At 70.5% G+C, this 19,049-nt stretch carries 16 protein-coding genes, 1 tRNA gene and 1 other annotated feature; of the genes, 9 read left to right on the forward strand and 8 right to left on the reverse strand.

Going from position 1 to position 19,049, the window contains the following annotated elements; all coding sequences use genetic code 11:
- Positions 1 to 14 precede the first annotated feature (14 nt).
- Positions 15 to 111: a sequence feature (AL1L pseudoknot), on the reverse strand.
- A complete protein-coding gene (locus Q0967_RS16350; protein WP_299451155.1) occupies positions 69 to 392 on the reverse strand; it encodes a transposase in 324 nt (107 codons plus the stop codon). Its footprint overlaps the feature before it by 43 nt.
- 20 nt (positions 393 to 412) lie before the next feature.
- On the opposite strand from Q0967_RS16350, the gene Q0967_RS16355 reads away from it, so the two are divergent.
- The 4 genes from Q0967_RS16355 to Q0967_RS16370 all read left to right on the forward strand — a co-directional run bounded on the left by Q0967_RS16355 (position 413) and on the right by Q0967_RS16370 (position 5,642).
- The gene (locus Q0967_RS16355; RefSeq protein ID WP_299451194.1) at positions 413 to 1,657 is read left to right on the forward strand and encodes a 3' terminal RNA ribose 2'-O-methyltransferase Hen1; all 1,245 of its coding nucleotides are present in this window, start codon (positions 413 to 415) and stop codon (positions 1,655 to 1,657) included.
- Positions 1,650 to 4,172: a polynucleotide kinase-phosphatase gene (locus Q0967_RS16360; protein ID WP_298752967.1), complete on the forward strand. Its 2,523-nt coding sequence runs from the start codon at positions 1,650 to 1,652 to the stop codon at positions 4,170 to 4,172. Before Q0967_RS16355 ends, Q0967_RS16360 begins: the two co-directional genes overlap by 8 nt.
- 549 nt (positions 4,173 to 4,721) lie before the next feature.
- A complete protein-coding gene (locus Q0967_RS16365) occupies positions 4,722 to 4,907 on the forward strand; it encodes a hypothetical protein (protein WP_298752962.1) in 186 nt (61 codons plus the stop codon).
- Positions 4,908 to 5,240: 333 nt separating this feature from the next.
- Positions 5,241 to 5,642 carry an NYN domain-containing protein gene (locus Q0967_RS16370; protein ID WP_298752961.1) on the forward strand — a complete coding sequence of 134 codons (402 nt, stop codon included), beginning with the start codon at positions 5,241 to 5,243 and terminating at the stop codon, positions 5,640 to 5,642.
- Between the two features lie 53 nt (positions 5,643 to 5,695).
- Here Q0967_RS16370 and Q0967_RS17460 read toward each other — a convergent pair whose 3' ends face one another.
- Together Q0967_RS17460 and Q0967_RS16375 are read right to left on the reverse strand one after the other, a co-directional pair.
- Positions 5,696 to 5,923: a PH domain-containing protein gene (locus tag Q0967_RS17460; protein ID WP_363322005.1), complete on the reverse strand. Its 228-nt coding sequence runs from the start codon at positions 5,921 to 5,923 to the stop codon at positions 5,696 to 5,698.
- Between the two features lie 81 nt (positions 5,924 to 6,004).
- Positions 6,005 to 8,167 (reverse strand): cell wall-binding repeat-containing protein, encoded by a 2,163-nt coding sequence (locus Q0967_RS16375; RefSeq protein WP_298752960.1) that lies wholly within the window; start codon positions 8,165 to 8,167, stop codon positions 6,005 to 6,007.
- 310 nt (positions 8,168 to 8,477) lie between these two features.
- Between Q0967_RS16375 and Q0967_RS16380 the strand changes: the two genes are divergently transcribed.
- Together Q0967_RS16380 and Q0967_RS16385 are read left to right on the forward strand one after the other, a co-directional pair.
- A complete protein-coding gene (locus Q0967_RS16380; protein ID WP_298752959.1) occupies positions 8,478 to 9,287 on the forward strand; it encodes an acyl-CoA thioester hydrolase/BAAT C-terminal domain-containing protein in 810 nt (269 codons plus the stop codon).
- Positions 9,288 to 9,415: 128 nt separating this feature from the next.
- Positions 9,416 to 10,666: a multidrug effflux MFS transporter gene (locus Q0967_RS16385; protein WP_298752958.1), complete on the forward strand. Its 1,251-nt coding sequence runs from the start codon at positions 9,416 to 9,418 to the stop codon at positions 10,664 to 10,666.
- Positions 10,667 to 10,810: 144 nt separating this feature from the next.
- Here the strand turns inward: Q0967_RS16385 and Q0967_RS16390 are convergent, their stop codons facing one another.
- Both Q0967_RS16390 and arr read right to left on the reverse strand, forming a co-directional pair.
- The gene (locus tag Q0967_RS16390) at positions 10,811 to 11,443 is read right to left on the reverse strand and encodes a maleylpyruvate isomerase family mycothiol-dependent enzyme (RefSeq protein WP_298752957.1); all 633 of its coding nucleotides are present in this window, start codon (positions 11,441 to 11,443) and stop codon (positions 10,811 to 10,813) included.
- Between the two features lie 34 nt (positions 11,444 to 11,477).
- A complete protein-coding gene (gene arr, locus Q0967_RS16395) occupies positions 11,478 to 11,912 on the reverse strand; it encodes an NAD(+)--rifampin ADP-ribosyltransferase (protein WP_298752956.1) in 435 nt (144 codons plus the stop codon).
- Positions 11,913 to 12,552: 640 nt separating this feature from the next.
- On the opposite strand from arr, the gene Q0967_RS16400 reads away from it, so the two are divergent.
- A complete protein-coding gene (locus Q0967_RS16400) occupies positions 12,553 to 12,957 on the forward strand; it encodes an SgcJ/EcaC family oxidoreductase (protein WP_298752955.1) in 405 nt (134 codons plus the stop codon).
- A 556-nt stretch (positions 12,958 to 13,513) separates the two neighbouring features.
- Here Q0967_RS16400 and Q0967_RS16405 read toward each other — a convergent pair.
- The 3 genes from Q0967_RS16405 to Q0967_RS16415 form a co-directional block, all read right to left on the reverse strand.
- A tRNA-Val gene (locus Q0967_RS16405) sits at positions 13,514 to 13,587 on the reverse strand.
- A 62-nt stretch (positions 13,588 to 13,649) separates the two neighbouring features.
- Positions 13,650 to 14,564 (reverse strand): serine protease, encoded by a 915-nt coding sequence (locus Q0967_RS16410; protein ID WP_298746914.1) that lies wholly within the window; start codon positions 14,562 to 14,564, stop codon positions 13,650 to 13,652.
- 113 nt (positions 14,565 to 14,677) lie between these two features.
- Positions 14,678 to 15,613 carry an aminotransferase class IV gene (locus Q0967_RS16415; RefSeq protein WP_298746911.1) on the reverse strand — a complete coding sequence of 312 codons (936 nt, stop codon included), beginning with the start codon at positions 15,611 to 15,613 and terminating at the stop codon, positions 14,678 to 14,680.
- A gap of 34 nt (positions 15,614 to 15,647) precedes the next feature.
- On the opposite strand from Q0967_RS16415, the gene pta reads away from it, so the two are divergent.
- Together pta and Q0967_RS16425 are read left to right on the forward strand one after the other, a co-directional pair.
- Positions 15,648 to 17,741 carry a phosphate acetyltransferase gene (gene pta, locus Q0967_RS16420; protein ID WP_298746910.1) on the forward strand — a complete coding sequence of 698 codons (2,094 nt, stop codon included), beginning with the start codon at positions 15,648 to 15,650 and terminating at the stop codon, positions 17,739 to 17,741.
- A complete protein-coding gene (locus Q0967_RS16425; RefSeq protein WP_298746909.1) occupies positions 17,738 to 19,024 on the forward strand; it encodes an acetate/propionate family kinase in 1,287 nt (428 codons plus the stop codon). The genes pta and Q0967_RS16425 overlap by 4 nt, the downstream gene beginning before the upstream one ends.
- The last annotated feature ends 25 nt before the right edge of the window (positions 19,025 to 19,049 follow it).

Consider the following 19,049-nt stretch of genomic DNA (forward strand, 5'->3'; position numbering starts at 1 on the left):
GGCCTCGGTGAGGACGGTGCAGATCGGCTCGACCCCGAACTGGTCCTTGTGCTCGTCGATGTAGGAGATCAACGACTCGATGGGCGGTCGAGCTCCGCCGCGAAGAAAGCCGACGCCGACCGCAGGATCGCGTTGGCCCGGCGTAGCTCCCGGTTCTCCTTCTCCAGCTGCACGAGCCGCTCGTGCGCATCGGTCGCCGTCGTCGAGGACCCCGCTGCCGGTGCTGGGCCACGGAACCAGTTCCGCAACGTGGCACCCGGGATGCCCAGCTGCTCACCCACCTGGTTGCAGGCGCGCTTGACCGGCAACCCCGGACTCTCCCGGATCGTCTCGTTCACCGCGCGTATCGCACGCTCACGCAGCTCGTCGCTGTACTTCCTCGGTGCAGGCATGACTCCACTCTCCCGTAGAGATCAAGACCCTCCACCAAACCCGGGGCGGTTCAGGCTCTCCGGACTTCAGCCTGGCGCAGTACGTGAACGACCGTCCGTATGCGGCGTCCTCGTTGCTTGCCGTTGCGTTGGCCAAGGTGTTCAGCACCGCCCGTAGCGGGCGTGGGGGCTCCCGACAGGAGCTGGCGGACCGGCCCATCCCGTTGGAGGTCACCATCCCGGTCCTGCCGTGCCGCGGCGGGCCTCCCATCGCGCACCGCCTCTTCGAGCCGCTGGGCTGGACCGTGGAGGCGCTCCCCATCCCGCTGGATGAAGGGTTTCCTGAGTGGGGAAGCTCCAGGTACGTCCGGCTTCGCCTCACCGGCGAGGTGCGCCTGGCCGAGATGCTCAACCACTTGCATGTCTTGTTGCCGGTGCTGGATGAGTCCAAGCACTACTGGCAGGGGCCTGATGAGGTGGACAAGCTGATGCGGTCCGGGGCTGGCTGGCTGCCGAACCACCCGGAAAAGGAACTGATTGCGCGCCGCTACCTCGGTCGCGCCGGCGCCCTGAAGCGTGTCGCCCTGGCGCGGTTGGCTGAGCTTGGAGATGACGACGTCGAGATGGTGGACCCGGTCGAGGACGAGGAGGTGCGGCTGCCGGAGCAGAACCGCCTGCCGTTGAACGCCCAGCGGTACGCCGCGGTGATCCAAGTGCTGATCGAAACTGGCGCACACTCGGTCATCGACCTGGGCTGCGGTTCAGGCCAGTTCCTCGACCGGCTGGTCAAGTCCGGGGCGTTCACCCGGGTCGCTGGGTCGGACGTGTCGGCACGGTCGCTGCAGTACGCCGCCGGGCGTCTGCGGCTGGAGCAGATGAACGAGCGGCAGGCCGACCGCATCCACCTGTTCCACGGCGCCTTGACCTACGAGGACGACCGGTTCGCCGGGTTCGACGCCGCTGTGCTGATGGAGGTCATCGAGCACGTGGACCCCTCGAGGCTAGAGGCTGTAGAGCGGGTTGTGTGGGGCGCCGCCCGGCCCGGGCTTGTCGTGGTGACGACCCCGAACAGCGAGTACAACGTCCTGTACGAAGGGCTTGTGGGGATGCGGCACCCTGACCACCGGTTCGAGTGGACCCGCTCGGAGTTTGCTGAATGGTCCGAGCATGTTGCCACCGCCTACGGCTACACGGTGCAGCGGCGCGGCGTCGGAGAGGTCGACCAGACACTTGGCGCGCCCACGCAGATGGCCGTCTTCACCCGGCAGGAGGGCCGAGATGAGTGATGACTCGCAGGAACTCTCGATCACCGTGCCGAACATGGGTCTGGTCGTGCTGATCGGCGTGTCAGGCAGTGGAAAGTCGACGTTCGCCCGGACCCACTTCAAGCCGACCGAGGTCCTCTCCAGCGACTTCTGCCGCGGCCTGGTCGCCGACGACGAGAACGACCAGTCAGCCACTCCAGATGCGTTCGACGTGCTGCACTACATCGTCGGCACACGGTTGCGCCGCGGGCTGCTGACCGTGGTCGACGCCACCAATGTGCAACGGGCCGCCCGGGCCTCCTTGGTCGGGCTCGCCAAGAGCCATGACGTTCTCGTGGACGCCATCGTGCTGGACGTGCCTGAGTCCGTCGCGGTCGAGCGCACCACGGCACGGCCGGACCGCGACTTCGGCCGCCACGTCATCGCCCGCCAGCACCGGGACCTGCGGCGGTCCCTGGGGAAGCTCAAGAAGGAAGGGTTCCGGCGGGTCCACGTGCTGGATGACACCGACCAGGTCGACGCGGCGCAGATCGTGCGTGAGCGCCCGTGGAACGACCGCACGGACGTGCACGGCCCCTTCGACATCGTCGGCGACATCCACGGGTGTGCCTCGGAGCTGCGGACCCTGCTCACCAGGCTGGGCTGGACCATCAGACTGGACGACACCGGCGCCGCGGTCGGAGCCTCCCACCCAGAAGGCCGGCAGGCCGTCTTCGTCGGCGATCTGGTCGACCGCGGCCCGGATACTGCTGGCGTGCTACGCCTGGTGATGGGCATGGTCGCCTCCGGCGACGCCCTCTGCGTGTCCGGCAACCACGAGGCCAAGCTGCTGCGTGCCCTGCGCGGGTCGAAGGTGACCGTCTCCCACGGCCTGGCCGAATCGCTCGCCCAGCTCGAGCAGGAGCCCGAAGACTTCCGAGCACGGACGCTGAGTTTCCTCGGTGGGCTCATCAGCCACTACGTCCTCGACGAGGGGAAGCTCGTGGTCGCCCACGCCGGGCTGAAAGAGGCTTACCACGGCCGGTCCTCTGGTCGGGTCCGCGCCTTCGCGCTCTACGGCGACACCACCGGGGAGACCGACGAGTTCGGTCTGCCCGTGCGCTACCCCTGGGCGCAGGAGTACCGCGGCAGAGCCATGGTCGTCTACGGCCACACTCCCGTGCCGGAGGCGGAGTGGGTGAACAACACCATCTGCCTGGACACCGGCGTCGTCTTCGGCGGCTCGCTCACCGCGCTGCGTTACCCCGAGCGCCAGATCGTGTCCGTACCGGCCGAGCAGCAGTGGTACGAGCCGGTCCGACCGCTCGCACCCGCGGCCGGTGACCGCGAGCCCACGGCGCTCCGGATCGGCGACGTCGACGGCACCCGCTGGCTCGAGACCGTTCACGCCGGCAAGATCAAGATTCCCGCAGAGAACGCCGCCGCCGCCCTAGAGGTGATGAGCCGGTTCGCCGTCGACCCGCGCTGGCTGATCTACCTGCCCCCCACCATGTCACCGGTCTCCACCTCCACGAGCGAGGAGTTCCTGGAGCACCCCGAGCAAGCGTTCGAGGAGTACGCCCGCTGGGGCGTCACGCGCGTCGTGTGCGAAGAGAAGCACATGGGCTCACGCGCCATCGCCGTCATGGCGCAGGACGCGCAGGTGGCTGAGCGGCGATTCGGCGTCAGCGACGGCACCACCGGCGCCCTCTACACCCGCACGGGACGGCCGTTCTTCGCGGACACCACCGAGCTACTCGAACGCCTCCGCCTTTCGGCCGCGCCGCTGTTCGAGTCGCTGAACACGGACTGGCTCGCTCTCGACTGCGAACTCCTCCCCTGGTCAGCCAAAGCGCTCGACCTCATCAAGACGCAGTACGCATCCGTCGGGGCGGCCGCCACCCACGCCCTGCCCGAAGCCCTCGATGTCCTTGAGCAAGCCGGAGCACGCGGCCTCGACGTCGAGGCCCTCACGCAACGGTCGGAGCGCCGCCTGGCCAACGCCACGAGGTTCCGGGAGGCGTATACCGCCTACGTACGGCCGACGCAGGGTCTGGACGGCGTGACGCTTGCTCCCTTCCAGATCCTGGCCGCAGAGGGACGCGCCCTGGCCACGACCGAACCCCACGACTGGCACCTCGCCGAGCTGGCCAAGCTGAGCAGCGACCTCATCACCCCGACCCGCCACCAGTTCGTCGACCTCGCCTCCATCCAGGAGCGTGGAGAGGCGACCCGTTGGTGGAACGACCTGACCGCAGGCGGCGGAGAAGGAATGGTCGTGAAACCGGCTCACCTCACTGACGCCTCGGTGCAACCTGGCATCAAGGTCCGAGGCCGCGAGTACCTGCGCATCATCTACGGACCCGACTACACCGACTCGCTCTCACTCTTGCGCGACCGGAACCTGGGGAAAAAGCGGCAGCTGGCCCGACGCGAGCACGGCCTCGGACTCGAAGCCCTCACCGCTTTCGTCGAACGGGCTCCACTCTGGAAGGTGCACCAAGCCGTCTTCAGCGTCCTCGCGCTGGAGTCCGAGCCCGTCGATCCCAGACTGTGAGAGACGGCGACCACGAGCTGTAGCGAACGGGCGGACCAGATGGGAAGTCGAAGAGCCTGTTGTACCGGACTCCCCCGATGGTCACGCAACAAGGCGGACTGTGCTGCCGCGTGGCGCATGTCCGCAGCCTGGCGCTGTTGGGCACGGTCGGCAGAACCATCACCCCCCCTTGGCCCACGATGCGAGGGCGGTCCATCATGGACCGGGTGACGGAGCCGGAACGAGCGAGATGCTTCACGTGCGGTGAGGGCGCTTTCGAGCGCGTCGAGGATGAGTCGGCGCGTGGCGCGGTCCTCGAGGGCGGGTATCACGGGATGGTCGTCCGGCTCGAGTACCGATGCGCCACGTGCGGCGAGCACACGAGACTGATCCCTCCCGGACGAGACGAACCCTTCCCGACCCGAGGTTAGCCTTCGTTCACCGGTCACCCGCTCACGCGGCGTCACGACCCCGTGTGGCTGGGAGTTTCCGTCGTCTCGCAGGGTTGTCGCGTGGCACGGCTGGTGTATGCCGATGGCGATGCGGCGGGAGCCCGATCAGCATGGGTCGATGGGCACCTTCGTCGCGATCCTCGGAGCCGCGGTGCTCGGTCTGCTGATCGTCAGTTCGAGCGGCCCACTGGCGGCATTCGTGCTCGGCGGTCTCCTGCTGGTCGCAGGCCCCTTGGCGGATGCGCCAACTGCCACCGCGCAGGAGTCGACTCCACCACCCCGCTCGACGTCGAGGTCACGGTGAGCCAGGACGAAACCCCGATCAGCGGACCCACCTCCGTTCAAGTACCCACGAAGAACGCAACCGAATGGGCCGTTATGTGATCCCACCGCATACGTGGCCACGGTCGAACTGTCCACAGAGCCTTGAGCAGTCCCTGGCGCGCAGAGGCGCGAGCGTCTGAACGTGACGCTGGCCTACTAGGGCCCCGCCGGTCGACGCAAAGACGGCACAGTCGGGCATGACGAATGCAGGATGGCAGCTCGGCGGGCGAGAAGGCTGACTGTCACGCCGCCTACGAGGGCCTCAACTGTCTGATGGCACCAGCACAAGTTGGCGGATCCGTAGGCTTGTGTGATGCAGGTGCTGATCGTCGACGGGGCCAATGTCGTGGGCAGTCGCCCGGACGGGTGGTGGCGTGATCGGGCGGGCGCGGCCCGGAGGCTTCATGGTGCTCTCACGGCCGCGGACCTGAGCGGCTGGGACGAGGTCGTGTTGGTCCTCGAGGGTGATGCGAGGCGAGGCTGGCGTCCCGGCCAGCACGGACGCCTACGAACGGTTCACGCCGCGCAGGCGGGCGACGACGCGATCGTTGAGGAAGTCAAGAACGAGCACGCCACCGGTAACGGACGCGGAGTCACCGTGGTGACCGCCGACCGGGCGCTGCGCGAACGGGTCCAGGCCGCCGGTGCCAGCGTGAAGGGTCCGCGGTGGCTTCTCGATCGATCGTCACCGAGCGGCCGGCAGGACGTCTCCTAGGACGTCGCTGGGAGCAGAGGAACCGAAGGCACGCCTCTCGCCAGCGCGGTCCGTCAAGCCGGGTGACGGCCTCGCGTTGCCATGAGATGAGCGACTTCTTCGAGGTCCTCCCGGTGCACGCCGGGAAGGACAAGATGCTCCCCCTGCGTCAGTCGCAGCCGGACGATCTGGTCATGACGGCTGTGCACCTGCACACCCTCGATCTGAGCCCACGTCACATGCTTCGCTCGAAAGCCGTCGTAGGCGCGGACACCACGGTGCTCTTGTATGTCGATCGCCACGCGCCGAAAGAAGACGAACGCCTTGGACAGGAAGACGACTGGAGAACAGCACGAGTCACAGCCGCTCAGGTCCTACGGGCGTCACGGCACGACCCGCACCGGAGAGACGCGCTGGTCGAAGGTGCCGTCGCCGATCTGGCCGTACGAGTTGTCGCCCCAGCACCGAACCTGTCCCTCGGTAGTGACCGCGCAGGCGTGCGCATACCCGGTGGCGACCCGGACCGTGGTCCCCCGGCCGAGACCGTCGACCGGACCCGGCGTGGGGCGGGAAGCACCGCTGCTACCGGTCCCGAGGGTGCCGTCGGAGTTCGCGCCCCAGCACACGGTGGCCGACAGGGAGGACAGCGCGCAGTTGAAGCCCGAGCCGCTGGCGTCGACCGCGATCGTGCTGCCCGCGCCCAGGGTGGCGACCTCCACCGGCACCAGCGACCAGTACTGCCCGCCGCCCTCATGGGGATAACCCAGCTCACCCTGGGCGTTGTCGCCCCAGCACCGGACGGCGCCCCCGGCCGTGACCGCGCAGCCACCGTGGACGCCAACGGAGACCTGGGCCGTGGTGCCGGTCCCCAGACCGCTGACCTGGCTGGGACGGTTGCGCTCGACCTGGGTGCCGTCCCCGAGCGCGCCGACGACGTTGGCGCCCCAGCACTGGGCAGCACCGTCGGTGCGGGTGGCGCAGGTGCTGAGGTGGTTGGCGTCGACCTGCCGGGTGGTGCCCGGCCCGAGCCCCGAGACCAGAGAAGGCATGATCGTGGAGCCGCCCTTCTCCATACCGATTCCCAGCTGGCTGGAGGAGTTCGAGCCCCAGCACCGCGTGGCCCCGGTGATGGTGACCGCGCACGCATGCTTCCGCCCCGTCGTGAGCTGCACGGTCGTGCCCGCCCCGAGCCGGGGGATGTCGACCGGCACCGTGGAATGCGACCCGTAGGGGCCCCCGAGCGTCCCGTCGTGATTGGACCCCCAGCACCGCACGGCACCGTCGGTCGTCAGGCCGCACCCGAAGGCACCGCCCAGGGCGACGGAACGAGCGCTGCCGGGTCCGAGCCCCGTCACGGACACCGGGGTGGCGCTGTCGGTCGTGGTGCCGTCCCCGAGGGCGCCCGAGCTGTTGGACCCCCAGCAGCGCACGGCTCCAGCTGCGGTCACCGCGCACGACTGTCCGCCGCTCGCCGCCACCTGGGTGCTCACCGGCTCCTGCCCTGGCCGCGCGGCCGCCGAGGCGGCTTGCAGCGTGTCGTCGCACACGGCTGAGGGGCCACCGAGTGCCAGCACGCGGTCCGGGGTCACCAGGGACAGATACGTAGCGACGCTGGCGGGAAGCGCGCCACAACGCCGGTTGACCAGCAGCACCGGGCCGTCTGTCAGGACGCCAGCGGCAACCGCGTCGGCCAGCGTGTCGCCGCGGGCGAGGTATACCGTCGACGGCGCCTCAGGGAAGGCGCGACCGGCGATCGTCGCCGCAGTCTCGTAGCGGTTCCTCCCGTGCACGCGGTCAGGACGCTGGTCGGCGTAGGGCAGCTGCTCCAGGGTGGCGTCGGCGACGACCGTCGAGCCGCCGAGACCGACCGCCGTGTTGGGCAGAACCCGGGAGAGCTCGATCAAGACGGATCTCGGGAAGGACCCGTCGGGACGGACCAGCAGGACCGGACCGTCGGTCAGCGATCCTGCCGCCACCGCGTCGGCGTAGGCGGTGCCGCTGGCGATGTAGACAGGCTCTTCGGTGAAGACCGGCTCCTCGGTGTGCGCCGGGTAGGCACGCTCGCTGATGAAGGCCGCGGTGTCGTAGCGGCCCTCACCCGCTATCCGGTCGGTGCTCCGTCCGGCAGCTGCGGCGCGCAGCGTCTTCTCGCACACGGCACCGACCCCGCCCAGCGCGATCACCTGCCGGGGTGCGAGCCGGGAGATCTCCCTCTTCACGGCGCTGGGCACGGCACCGCAGGGGCGGACGAGCAGGATGGGCCCGTCGGTCAGCATGCCCCCCGCCACCGCGTCCGCGAACTCATCACCCCGGGCGAGGTAGACCACCTCGGCACCCTTCGGGAAGGCGCGCCGGGAGATGGCGGCCGAGGTGGCGTAACGGTCCGAACCACCCACCCTGCCGGTGGACGCGGACGCCGCCGCGACATCGGTGACTGCCGCTGACGCAGGACCGGCGATGGAGTGATCGCCCTGGACGCCTCTCTGGCCCCGGTCCAGCGCCTGCACCGGCGACAACCCCGTCAGCAGGAGAAGCACGAGCGTCACGACGGTCACCCCCCACCTGGCCATCGGCCGTGTCACCTTCGCCGCCATGTCGTCCTCCCCCACCGTTGGGCGTGCTGATCTGTGCTGAAGATAGGGCATACCGCGCATTCCTGCCGGATGCGCACCACCCGCTGGCCACCAACGGGGGGACCAAACACCTTGGGCAACACACGGATGCTCGCCCCGGGCTCGGGGTGTGAGGCATGAACTCGGCCACCAACAACGACAGCCGGCGAAGATCAGTCCGCTCCTTCGCTGCCCTGTTCGGGCGGGCGGCGCTGCCAGACCGGGGTGTGGCTACGGTGACGCCGTGGAAGTCTTCCGTCCGGCGCGCCCGACCGGCACGGGCGTGCTCGTGCTGGCCGGCTCGAGTGGCCGCGTCGATACCCAACGCGCCAAGCTCCTGGCGAACCATGGAGCCCTCGCACTCCCCATGCAGTGGTTCGGGGGACCTGACCAACCACCCGGCCCGTGGCAGGTCCCTGTCGAGACCTTCACCTCAGCCTTGGACCTCCTGGCCGAAGAAGCCGATTTCCTCGCGATCGTCGGGGTCTCCTTCGGGGCCGAGGCGGCGCTCGTCACCGCATCCCTCGACCCGCGTGTGGGAGCCGTCGCCGCCTTCGCGCCCTCGCACGTGACCTGGCCCGCCTACGACCCAGCGCAGCAACAGTGGGTCTCCCACTGGAGCTGGCAGGGCCGCCCCCTGCCCTTCGTCCCCATCCCAGGACCCTCCACCCGCACACCGGACCACGGTCCGCCGAGCTACCTGCCGCTGTACCGAGCGTCGATCGAGGCTGCCACCGCCGAAACGCTCGCACAGGCCACCATCCGCGTCGAGGACATCCCGGACGTGCTGGTGGTCAGCGGCGGCGACGACCAGGTCTGGCCCTCCGCCGACTTCGCCCGCGCCATCACGAGTCGGCGAACGTCGCACCGCCTCGACACCTGCCATGTGCACCTGCCCGAGGCTGGGCACCGCACCATCCTTCCAGGGGAGGACGCACCGGTCGGCGGACGACGTATGGCGCGCGGCGGGACCCCCGATGCCGATCGCACGCTCGGCGCGATGGCCTGGCCCCACCTCCTGACAACCCTTCGACTGCCCAGCCACGCGGCGTAGGCCACCCATCCGGGCGAGGGACAGGACCTCGTACACGCGAGCGGGTCGACCGGAGGGACGGTCTGGCGCCCGACCCACCCGCGCCCGCCTTTGGGAATATCGCGGAGGACATCCCTCTTGCTCCCGTGGTGAGATCAGCCCCCGTCGCCGCGCCCCCCGCCCCTTCCCGGCCCAGCACCGAACCCTCCCCGCTGGGCCGGTTGCTGCTGTTCGGGGCGCTCGTCGCGATCGGGCCGCTGACGATCGACATGTACCTCGCCGCCTTCCCGGCCGTCGTGGACGACCTGTCCACCACCGAGGCCACGGTCCAGCTGACGCTGACAGCAACCCTGGTCGGGCTCGCCACCGGCCAGCTGCTCATCGGAGCCTTGTCGGACTCCTTCGGCCGGCGCCGACCGCTGATCGCGTCGCTGAGCCTCTACGTCGTCGTGTCGGCGGCCATCGCGATCTCCTCCTCCATCGAGGTGCTGCTGCTGCTGCGCTTCGTGCAGGGCTTGACCGGCGCGGCCGGGATGGTGCTGTCCCAGGCCATGGTCCGCGACCTCTACAGCGGCTCCCGCATGGCGACCTTCATCTCCCGGCTCTTCCTGGTGGTCGGCGTGGCCCCCATCCTGGCGCCCACGCTGGGCGCCCAGTTCCTGATCTTCGGCAGCTGGCGGACCATCTTCTGGGCGCTGGGAGCCTTCGGGCTGCTGCTCGCGCTGCTGGCGCTGGTCTTCGTCAAGGAGACCCTGCCGCCCGAGCGACGCCGTCACTTCGGTCCGCGGACCCTCTGGGCGAGCTACCGGGTGCTGCTCTCGGACCGACGCTACGTCGGCCTGGTCCTGACGGCATGCACCGCGATGGGCTGCCTGTTCGCCTACATCTCCAGCGCGACCTTCGTCTTCCAGGGGCTGTACGGGATGAGCACCCAGCAGTATGCCTTCGTCTTCGCCGCGGGCGCCGGAGCGCTGACCGTCACCAGCCAGATCAACGGGTCCCTGGTGCGCACGGTGCACCCGGCCTCGGTGCTGCGGGTGGCGCTGCCCTCCATGCTGGGCATCGCCCTGGCCCTGCTCACCGCCGCACTGGTGGACCTGAGCGTGTGGGCCATCGTCGGAGGCATCGTCCTGCTCATGGGCTCGGTGGGATTCGTCATGCCGAACAGCCCGAGCATCGCGCTGGCCGACCACGGCGAGCGGGCCGGAGCGGCTGCCGCCCTGCTCGGGGCGACCAACTTCGTCTTCGGCGCGCTCATCTCACCGGTCACCGGGCTCTTCGGGGTCGACTCGGCGGTGCCGATGGCGGCCATCATGGTCGTCTGCGCCGCGGCGTCGCTGTTCTTCTACACCGTCCTGGCCCGCCCGCAGGACATCCTGCGGGACATGCCCTGGGAGTGACCCCCGCCCCATACCCCAGCGCCAGCAGCGCGATGGCGGCGCTCTCCATCCGCTGGAACCACACCGGCAAGGTCACGGTCCCAGTATCCATCTCTGGATCTCCGGTCCGATCCGCCGCGGCAGCTGCAGGACGGTGCGCAGCCGTCAGTCTCGAGCGGCCAGGATCTGGACGCCATCACCCGTGAGCTCGCCGGGAGCGGTCGGTCGACCGGACACGGCGAGGAGCAGGGCGATGGCAGGGCCGCGGACCTCGGGGCCGTCCCCGATGTGGCGTCCTCCGGGATCGGGGCAGAGACGCAGGCCGCGCACACGCTCTCTGCCCCCACCGAGACCAGCGCCGGTCCTCGCCATGTACGCCACCGCGGTCGTCACGTGCTCGACCGGATAGGTGCGGTGGATGCCCAGGGGACGACGGATGTCCTCGCCGTGCACGTAGGCCTCCACCAGCCTCGTCGCCAGAGGTCCCGGCGGGCGGTCCCTGCAGTCTGTGGCCGCTCGGAACGCGTCCAGCGTTTGGGCGGGGTCGGGAGCCTTGTGCTTCGCCACTCCGTCGTCGTTCGCGCGGTCGAAGTCGAAGCGGGCCAGGACCATCTGACGCGCGAATCCGAGCCGGGTCGTGCGTGCCGAGTCGGTGAGATGGGCGACGACGTCGTGCACCGACCACCCACGGCACATCGACGGCGTCTGCCACTGGTCCGGGGTGATGCCCTCCAGGTCGGACACCAGCGCGCGCCGCTCCTCGTGCACGGCCTGCCAGATCACGGTTCGATGATCCACGTCGTCCTCCTCCAGCTCACCTGCACCCTCGCCCTCAGTCGTCGATCTGCGCCCTGCCCTCTCGCTGCAGGGCAGCGAGCCCGGCTCGCATCGCCTGCAGCGACTCCGGAGTGTGCCCGATCCACCCGACCACCTCGCCGACCACGCGCAGCGGCTCCCTCGAGCGGAAGGACCGGGTCGGATTGCCCGGGAACTTCTGGTCGGTGACGTTGGGATCGTCCTCGACGGCGCCGGTCGGCTCCACGACGTAGATCCGCCCCGGGCCCGCACCGGCAGACAGCTCGGCACCCCAGGTCGCCGCGTCCAGGGTCTCGGTGAAGTAGATGTAGTTCATGACCCGTCCGGCCTCGAAGTTGGACTCCCGGCCGGGGGTCAGGACGTCGCCCACCGCCAGGTCCGCCTTGGTGCCGTGCAGGTATACACCCTCCTGGTAGACCTCGAAGGGTACCGGCTCCCTCGCCTCGTTCACCCCACCCAGGCTAGCCGTCCCTGGAACCGACGGCCCTGCCGCCGACGCAGAAGGCCCCTCGTCTGCGTCTGCGCAGACCAGGGGCCTCATACCTCACCTCGAACGGGGTGGACGTGGGGGACTCGGTTTGCTCTCGGAGGACGCCGAGCCGTGGCTCGCCGACGACGGCGCGCGATCGCAGCCGTCGCCCGATGGGAGCGGATCACCGGACGACCCGCTCCCTCCCCCGCGCTCCTGAACGGCACCGGCCCCCGACCGGCGTCACAGTTCGTGCAGTGGCGCATGGGCCTTGAACCTGGCTGGGTCGCCGACCCCATCCACGGCATGACGCCGAGCCAGCAGATCACTGCGTGAGGCAGCGGGGTTCGACCGTCACAGGCGATCGCCGCGCTCGACCTCCTGGTCAGATGGAAAGACGCGGGGTCATCGAACGAGCGCTGAGCCAGTTCGCTGGCCGGCCCGCTACAGTTGGGGCTTGGAAACCAATGTCTAGTCGGCTCCGAAGGGGTCGAGTCTTCGATCCTCTAGCGAGCCGTGTGCTCGCCTCGCAGGATTTCCGCCAGGCACACGATCCGTGTTGCGGCTCCTGCGACGACCTTCGCCGGGGGCCTGTCTGGCCCTACGAGACGAAGGGCATTCCGTGTCTGTCAATGTCAGCTACGCCGACGAGGCGGCGATCCGCGATCACTACCAGCACATGCTGGACTGCTGGGGCGATTCGGTCGCCTACGCCGAGTGCTTCACCCCCGAGGCGGACTACATCATCGCGGACGGGATGATCGAGCACGGTTGGAAGGAGATCGTTGACGGCCACAACATCATCTTCTCGGCGTGGGCGCGCAACAGCCGCCTGATCGGCCGCATCGAGAGCATCCGTTTCATCACCGATGACGTGGCCCTACTGATCGCCCGCGGGCACATCGAGTACCTGGACAACCGGTCCAGCGACGGCAACAAGCGCACCGTCTACTCCCTGGTCGCCCAGCGATTCGAGGGACGCTGGCTGTTCGCCGCGTACCAGAACACCCCGCTGGCCGGGCACTAGCCTCGATCCACAAGCCCGCTGTCGGCGCGACCTCGTTCGGGCCGCCGAAGCCATCTTGGTCCTGCGCTTCGTCGGGGTAGGTCTGCGGTCCGGGTGAACCCCGGTGGGTTCGGCGGCGTCGGCCCGTCACAACCTCTGCGCCAAGGGGCGCAGCACGCGGCTCGGGGTACAACGCGCTGTTTCTGAGTGCGGGGGACGAAATCGGCCTGGCCCGGCAACGACCATCTTCGAGTCGGGGCCACCTGGCCCTGGCGACCCGTCTCCGCAGTCGGCACGTGTGTGCCGACTGCGGACGGCCAACGCCAGCATGGTCTAGGTGCCAGCTCAGTGCGGACCGGCAACAACGTCGTCCGCTGACCAGCAGGGCCACCTCCGCGCCCGCCATACCGTCGCACGGCGTTCACCCGCTGGGCGAGACCGGGAGTGGCCAGTTCGAGTGCCCAGTTCCCGGGTCGGCGGTTGCTCAACACCCCATGGAAGAGCGCTTCCTGCACAGCCTGCGACGAGACGGGGGCCTCGGGGGGGCCTTTTGCAGCTCAGAGACTTGCGATGGGAGTGGACGTGAAGGGACTCGAACCCCTGACCTCTCGCGTGTGAAGCGAACGCTCTAACCAACTGAGCTACACGTCCGGACGTGCCCGCGGGCACGAGGAGGCAGTCTAGCCTCCCCGTGCCCGAGCGGCGAAATCGCCTCAGCTGGTGCTGGCGGCGGTGTAGACCTGCTGCTCGACGCTCCCGAAGTAGGGGCCGTACATGACGTCCCTCTCCCCCTGGTAGCCGAAGGAGTTCACCGAGTTCAGGACGCCGCCGGTGATCCAGCCGCCGCCGCTGGAGCCGCCGGTCATGGAGCAGGGCAGCCGGTGGTCCGTGGTGCCGCGGGTGTCCTGCCCGGCGACCCCGGAGCAGCGCCACAGCTCCTCCCCGTCGTAGGGGCTGGCGGCCGGGTAGCCGAAGGCGTCAAAGGTGAGGCCGTAGCCCTGGTTGAAGGCGATCGGGTAGTCGCCGGTGACGTCGGTGAGGCTCTGGCCCCCCTGCTCGGCCATGACGGCGAAGCCCACGTCGTGGTTGAAGTCGCCGCTGTTGACCCACGCCGCGGGCGCCACGAGCGACTCGGCGACCCAGGTGCCGTACGGCCGGGCACCGTTGTCGTAGGCCGGGACGAAGGCGAAGTTCGTGGCGTAGGAGCCCGGGCCCTCGTTGAGGCAGTGGCCGGCCGTGGTCACCACGTCGCCGTTGGCGCTGTCCGTCGCGGTTCCCGAGCACACGTAGTTGGCGCCGCCGAGGGTGAAGAAGACCTTGCCGAGCTCGGCCTGCGCAGGCGCCTGCACCGCCTGCGCCGAGCTCTCCGACCGGCCAGGCTTCCCCTTGCCGTCGGGCTTGGCCATCTCCCGGGGGATGGCGTTCTTCATCCGCTCGGGGGTCCAGTAGGCCCGCACCTCGGCCTGCGCCGTCGTCGTGGCGGCGGCGGCGTGCCGGGCGACGGCCTTGTCCTGGCCGTCTCCCTCACCGTTGCCGGGTGCGGCTCCCGCACCGGTGGCACCGACCATGGACAGGGCCACGGCACCGGTGCCGATGAGGGCCAGGGTGCGCTTTCCAGCAGGACGCATACGTCTACTCCTTGTGAGAGGGACGGACGCCGTCGTTGGCGTCCTCTCTCGAACGTAGCCACGTCGCGCTGCGGATGTAACCGCTTACAGGTCAAGCCTCGGCAAAGTTTGGGTCAAGGGTCGAGGGTCCTGGCAGCCCGCTCCGCGAAGACCTTCAGGGCCCGCTGCGCCACCGGACCGGGCTCCTCCCCCAGCTCACGGGGCGCCAGGCCGGGCACGGCCAGCTCCTCCCCGCTGGTCAGCAGCACCGGGTCGTGCACGTCCAGCCGGTGCAGGGCGGTGATGTCGCGGATGCTGCTCGACAGCCAGATCTCGTCGGCCTCGGCGAGCACCGACAGCGGCAACGGCTCCTCGACCACCTCGACGCCGTCCTCTCGCAGCCACTCGACGACCAGCCCGCGGGTGACCCCGGCCAGCGGCCCGGAGCCGAGGTCCGGCGTGCGCACGGTGCCGTCGGTCACGACGAAGACGTTCGTGCCGGTCCCCTCGCACAGCATCCCCGCGGTGTTGGCCAGGATCGCCTCCGAGTGCCCGCGCGCCTTCGCCGCCGCCAGCGCCACGACGTTCTCTGCGTAGGACGTCGACTTCACCCCGGTCAGCGCCCCCCGCTCGTTGCGGACCCACGGCACCACGAGCGCCGAGGTCGTCGCAGCGATCGGGTCCTGCTCGACCGCGGTGACGACATACGTCGCCGCACCCGGGACCCGGTCGCTGCCGAGCGGGCCGAGGCCGGCGGTGACGGTGTAGCGCAACCGGCCGAACGGCATACCTCCCTCGGCGACCACCGCGGCGATGCCCTCCTCGACGCGCTCGCGGTCCAGGGGCTCCAGGCCGAGCGCCGCGAGCGAGCGGTCCATGCGGTCGTGGTGCCGCGTGAGCGCGAAGACCTCCCCGTCGACGACCTTGCAGGTCTCGAACACCCCGTCGCCGACGGTGATCCCGTGGTCCAGCGCCCGCACCGAGCCCTCCGGCCCGACGAGCGCACCATCGACCCACACCCGCACCGCGGAGAGTCCACCGGCAGCGGTCAGCGAGCTCGACGTGTCCATGGACGCAGCGTAAGGCGTGGCTATCGTGGGACCCGTGAGCACCTCCCTGTATGTCGCGTCCGCCGAGCCCCGCTCCGGCAAGTCGGCGGTGGCGGTCGGGCTCCTCGCCCAGCTGTGCGCCCTCGGCGGCCGGGTCGGTGTCTTCCGTCCCGTCGTGCAGGACCGCGAGCAGGACCCGCTGCTGCACCTGCTGCACCCGCTGTCGACGTCGGCGTCGGCCATCGAGGACGCCGTCGGGGTGACCTACGACGACCTGCACCACCAGCACGACGCGGCCATCGGCGAGATCGTCGACCGCTTCCACCGGTATGCCGCCGAGCACGAGCGGGTGCTCGTCGTCGGCTCGGACTACACCGGGGTCACCGCGCCCACCGAGTTCTCCACCAACGCCGGGATCGCCGCGCACCTCGGCGCGCCCATGCTGCTCATCATCCCTGCCGCCGGCCGCAGCGTCGAGGACACGGCCACCGCGGCCGCCGTCGCCGTGCAGGAGGCGCTCAGCCGGCACGCCTCCGTGGCGGGCGTCCTCGCCAACCGGGTCGACGACGACCTGGACGAGGTGTCCGCCGCGGTCCGCGACGCGGTGGCCGAGCAGACCGCCGGCACCGGGAGCGACCCGGCCGTCCTCGCGATGCCCGCCGACCCGCTGCTCGCCGCCCCCACGGTGGGCGACCTCATGGCTGCGACCGACGGCATCCTCCGGGCCGGGGACGAGTCGCTGCTCGAGCGCGAGGCCACCGGGCTCATCGTCGCCGGGATGACCATGCCCAACGTCCTGGACCGGCTGCGCGAGGGCAATGTCCTCATCTGCCCCGGCGACCGCGAGGACGTGCTGCTCGGCGCCATCCTGGCGCACCGTTCCTCGACCTTCCCCTCGCTCGGGGCGATCGTCCTCAACGGCGGGCTGCGCCCCAGCGAGCAGGTGTCCCGGCTCGTCGAGGGCCTCGCGGTCGAGCTGCCGATCATCGGCTGCGAGGGCGGGACCATGCGCACCGCGATGACCATGCACGACGTCGTCGGCCGCATCACCCCCCGCTCGCAGCGCAAGATCGAGCACGCCCGGTCCCTGGCCCAGCAGCACGTGGACATCACCCGGCTGCTGCCCGTCGGCGACGACGTCGACCGACGGTCCGCCGTCGTGACCCCGTTGATGTTCGAGCACGGGATCATGGCCCGCGCCCGCGAGACGGGCTCGCACGTCGTGCTGCCCGAGGGCGGGGAGGACCGCATCCTGCGGGCGGCAGACACCGTCCTCGCCCGCGGGGTCGCCCGGCTGACGCTGCTGGGCGACGAGGCACAGGTGCGCGAGCGGGCCGCGGCCCTGGGCCTGCGCCTGGACGCCGCCGAGGTCGTCGACCCGCTCACCAGTGACTGGCGCGAGGACTTCGCCCGGACGTATGCCGAGCTGCGGGCGCACAAGGGCGTCACCCTGGAGCAGGCGCAGGACATCGTCACCGACCCGGCCTACTTCGGCACCCTCATGGTCAAGACCGGGAGGGCCGACGGCATGGTCTCCGGGTCGATCACCACCACCGCGCACACCATCCGGCCGGCGCTGGAGGTGATCCGCACCGCCCCCGGCGTCTCGGTCGTCAGCTCGGTCTTCTTCATGTGCCTGGCCGACAAGGTCCTGGTCTACGGCGACTGCGCCATCAACCCCGACCCGGACGCCGAGCAGCTCGCCGACATCGCCATCTCCTCAGCCGCAACGGCCGCGCAGTTCGGCGTCGAGCCACGGGTGGCGATGCTGTCCTACAGCACCGGCGGGTCGGGCAGCGGCGCCGACGTCGACAAGGTGCGTGCGGCTACCGACCTGGTCCGCGAGCGGGAGCCCTCGCTCCTGGTGGAGGGGCCGATCCAGTACGACGCCGCGGTCGACCCCGCCGTCGCCGCCACCAAGCTCAAGGACTCCCCTGTCGCCGGCCAGGCCACCGTGCTCGTCTTCCCCGACCTCAACACCGGCAACAACACCTACAAGGCGGTGCAGCGCAGCGCCTCCGCGGTGGCGGTCGGGCCGGTGCTGCAGGGCCTCAACGCCCCCGTCAACGACCTGTCCCGGGGGGCGACGGTCCGCGACATCATCAACACCGTCGCCATCACCGGGATCCAGGCGGGGGCGGACCGATGAGCGACGAGCAGGCCGGAGGCACCCGGGGCGGCGCTGGGGCGCTCGCCCGGAGTGGCGCGGGGGACGGCGCCGGGAGCGGCGCTGGGGGCGGCGCCCCGGTCGTGCTCGTCGTCAACGCCGGCTCCTCGTCGGTGAAGTACGAGCTGCTCGACCCGCGCACGGGGGCATCGCAGGCCAAGGGGCTGGTGGAGCGCATCGGCCTGAGCGACGGCGTGGCGCGCCACACCGTGGGCGGGACGACCCACGAGCAGGTGCTGGACGTGCCCGACCACGCGGCGGCGCTGGAGCTGGCGACCCGCGCCTTCCAGGAGCACGGTCCGACCCTGGCCGACGTCGACCTGCTCGCCGTGGGCCACCGGGTCGTGCACGGCGGCGCGGAGTTCGCCGACCCGACCCTCATCACCCCGGAGGTGCTCGCCACGATCGACCGTCTGGTGCCGCTCGCGCCGCTGCACAACCCCGGCAACCTCGCCGGCATCGCCGCCACCCAGGAGGCCTTCCCCGACGTGCCCCAGGTGGCGGTCTTCGACACGGCCTTCCACCAGGGCATGCCGGAGGCCGCCGCGACCTACGCGGTGCCGCTGTCGTGGCGCGAGGAGCACCGGGTTCGGCGCTACGGCTTCCACGGCACCTCGCACGCCTACGTCTCCCGGCGGGTCGCCGAGCTGCTGGGTCGACCGCTGGAGGACGTGCGCAGCATCGTGCTGCACCTGGGCAACGGGGCCAGCGCCGCCGCGATCGACGGCGGCCGCAGCGTCGACACCTCCATGGGCATGACCCCGCTCGAGGGGCTGGTCATGGGCACGCGCCCGGGCGACCTCGACCCCGGGGTCGCCGGGCACCTGGGCCGGGTGGCCGGCCTGTCCACGGAGGAGGTCGAGCGCGCGCTCTCCAAGGAGTCCGGGCTGCTCGGGCTCACCGGGTCCGCGGACTTCCGCGGGGTCATGGCGCGGCGGGCGGACGGGGACCCGGCGGCGGTCCTGGCCTTCGAGGTGGTCGTGCACCGGCTGCTGCGCTACGTCGGGGCCTTCGCCGCCGTGCTCGGCGGGCTCGACGCCCTCGTCTTCACCGCGGGGGTCGGCGAGAACAACGCCGAGCTCCGCGCGGCCGTCCTGGAGCGGCTCGCCGGATTCGGCGTGCTCCTGGACGCACCCGCCAACGCCGCCGCCGACGGCGAGACCCTCATCACCACCGCGCAGAGCCGGGTCGCGGGCTACGTCATACCGACGGCCGAGGAGTGGGAGATCGCCCGCCAGGCCGCCGCCCTGGTCGCCCGCCCCTGACCCCTCCTCCCTCCCCCACCGAGCG

Source organism: uncultured Serinicoccus sp. (assembly GCF_947500995.1).
GTDB lineage: Bacteria > Actinomycetota > Actinomycetes > Actinomycetales > Dermatophilaceae > Ornithinicoccus.

Excerpts from the sequence above, each read along its gene's own strand:
- Q0967_RS16350 (WP_299451155.1), bottom strand. The coding sequence starts at position 392 with ATGCCTGCACCGAGGAAGTACAGCGACGAGCTGCGTGAGCGTGCGATA.
- Q0967_RS16360 (WP_298752967.1), top strand. The coding sequence starts at position 1,650 with ATGAGTGATGACTCGCAGGAACTCTCGATCACCGTGCCGAACATGGGT.
- Q0967_RS16365 (WP_298752962.1), top strand. The coding sequence starts at position 4,722 with ATGGGCACCTTCGTCGCGATCCTCGGAGCCGCGGTGCTCGGTCTGCTG.
- Q0967_RS16370 (WP_298752961.1), top strand. The coding sequence starts at position 5,241 with ATGCAGGTGCTGATCGTCGACGGGGCCAATGTCGTGGGCAGTCGCCCG.
- Q0967_RS16410 (WP_298746914.1), bottom strand. The coding sequence starts at position 14,564 with ATGCGTCCTGCTGGAAAGCGCACCCTGGCCCTCATCGGCACCGGTGCC.
- Q0967_RS16415 (WP_298746911.1), bottom strand. The coding sequence starts at position 15,613 with ATGGACACGTCGAGCTCGCTGACCGCTGCCGGTGGACTCTCCGCGGTG.
- Q0967_RS16425 (WP_298746909.1), top strand. The coding sequence starts at position 17,738 with ATGAGCGACGAGCAGGCCGGAGGCACCCGGGGCGGCGCTGGGGCGCTC.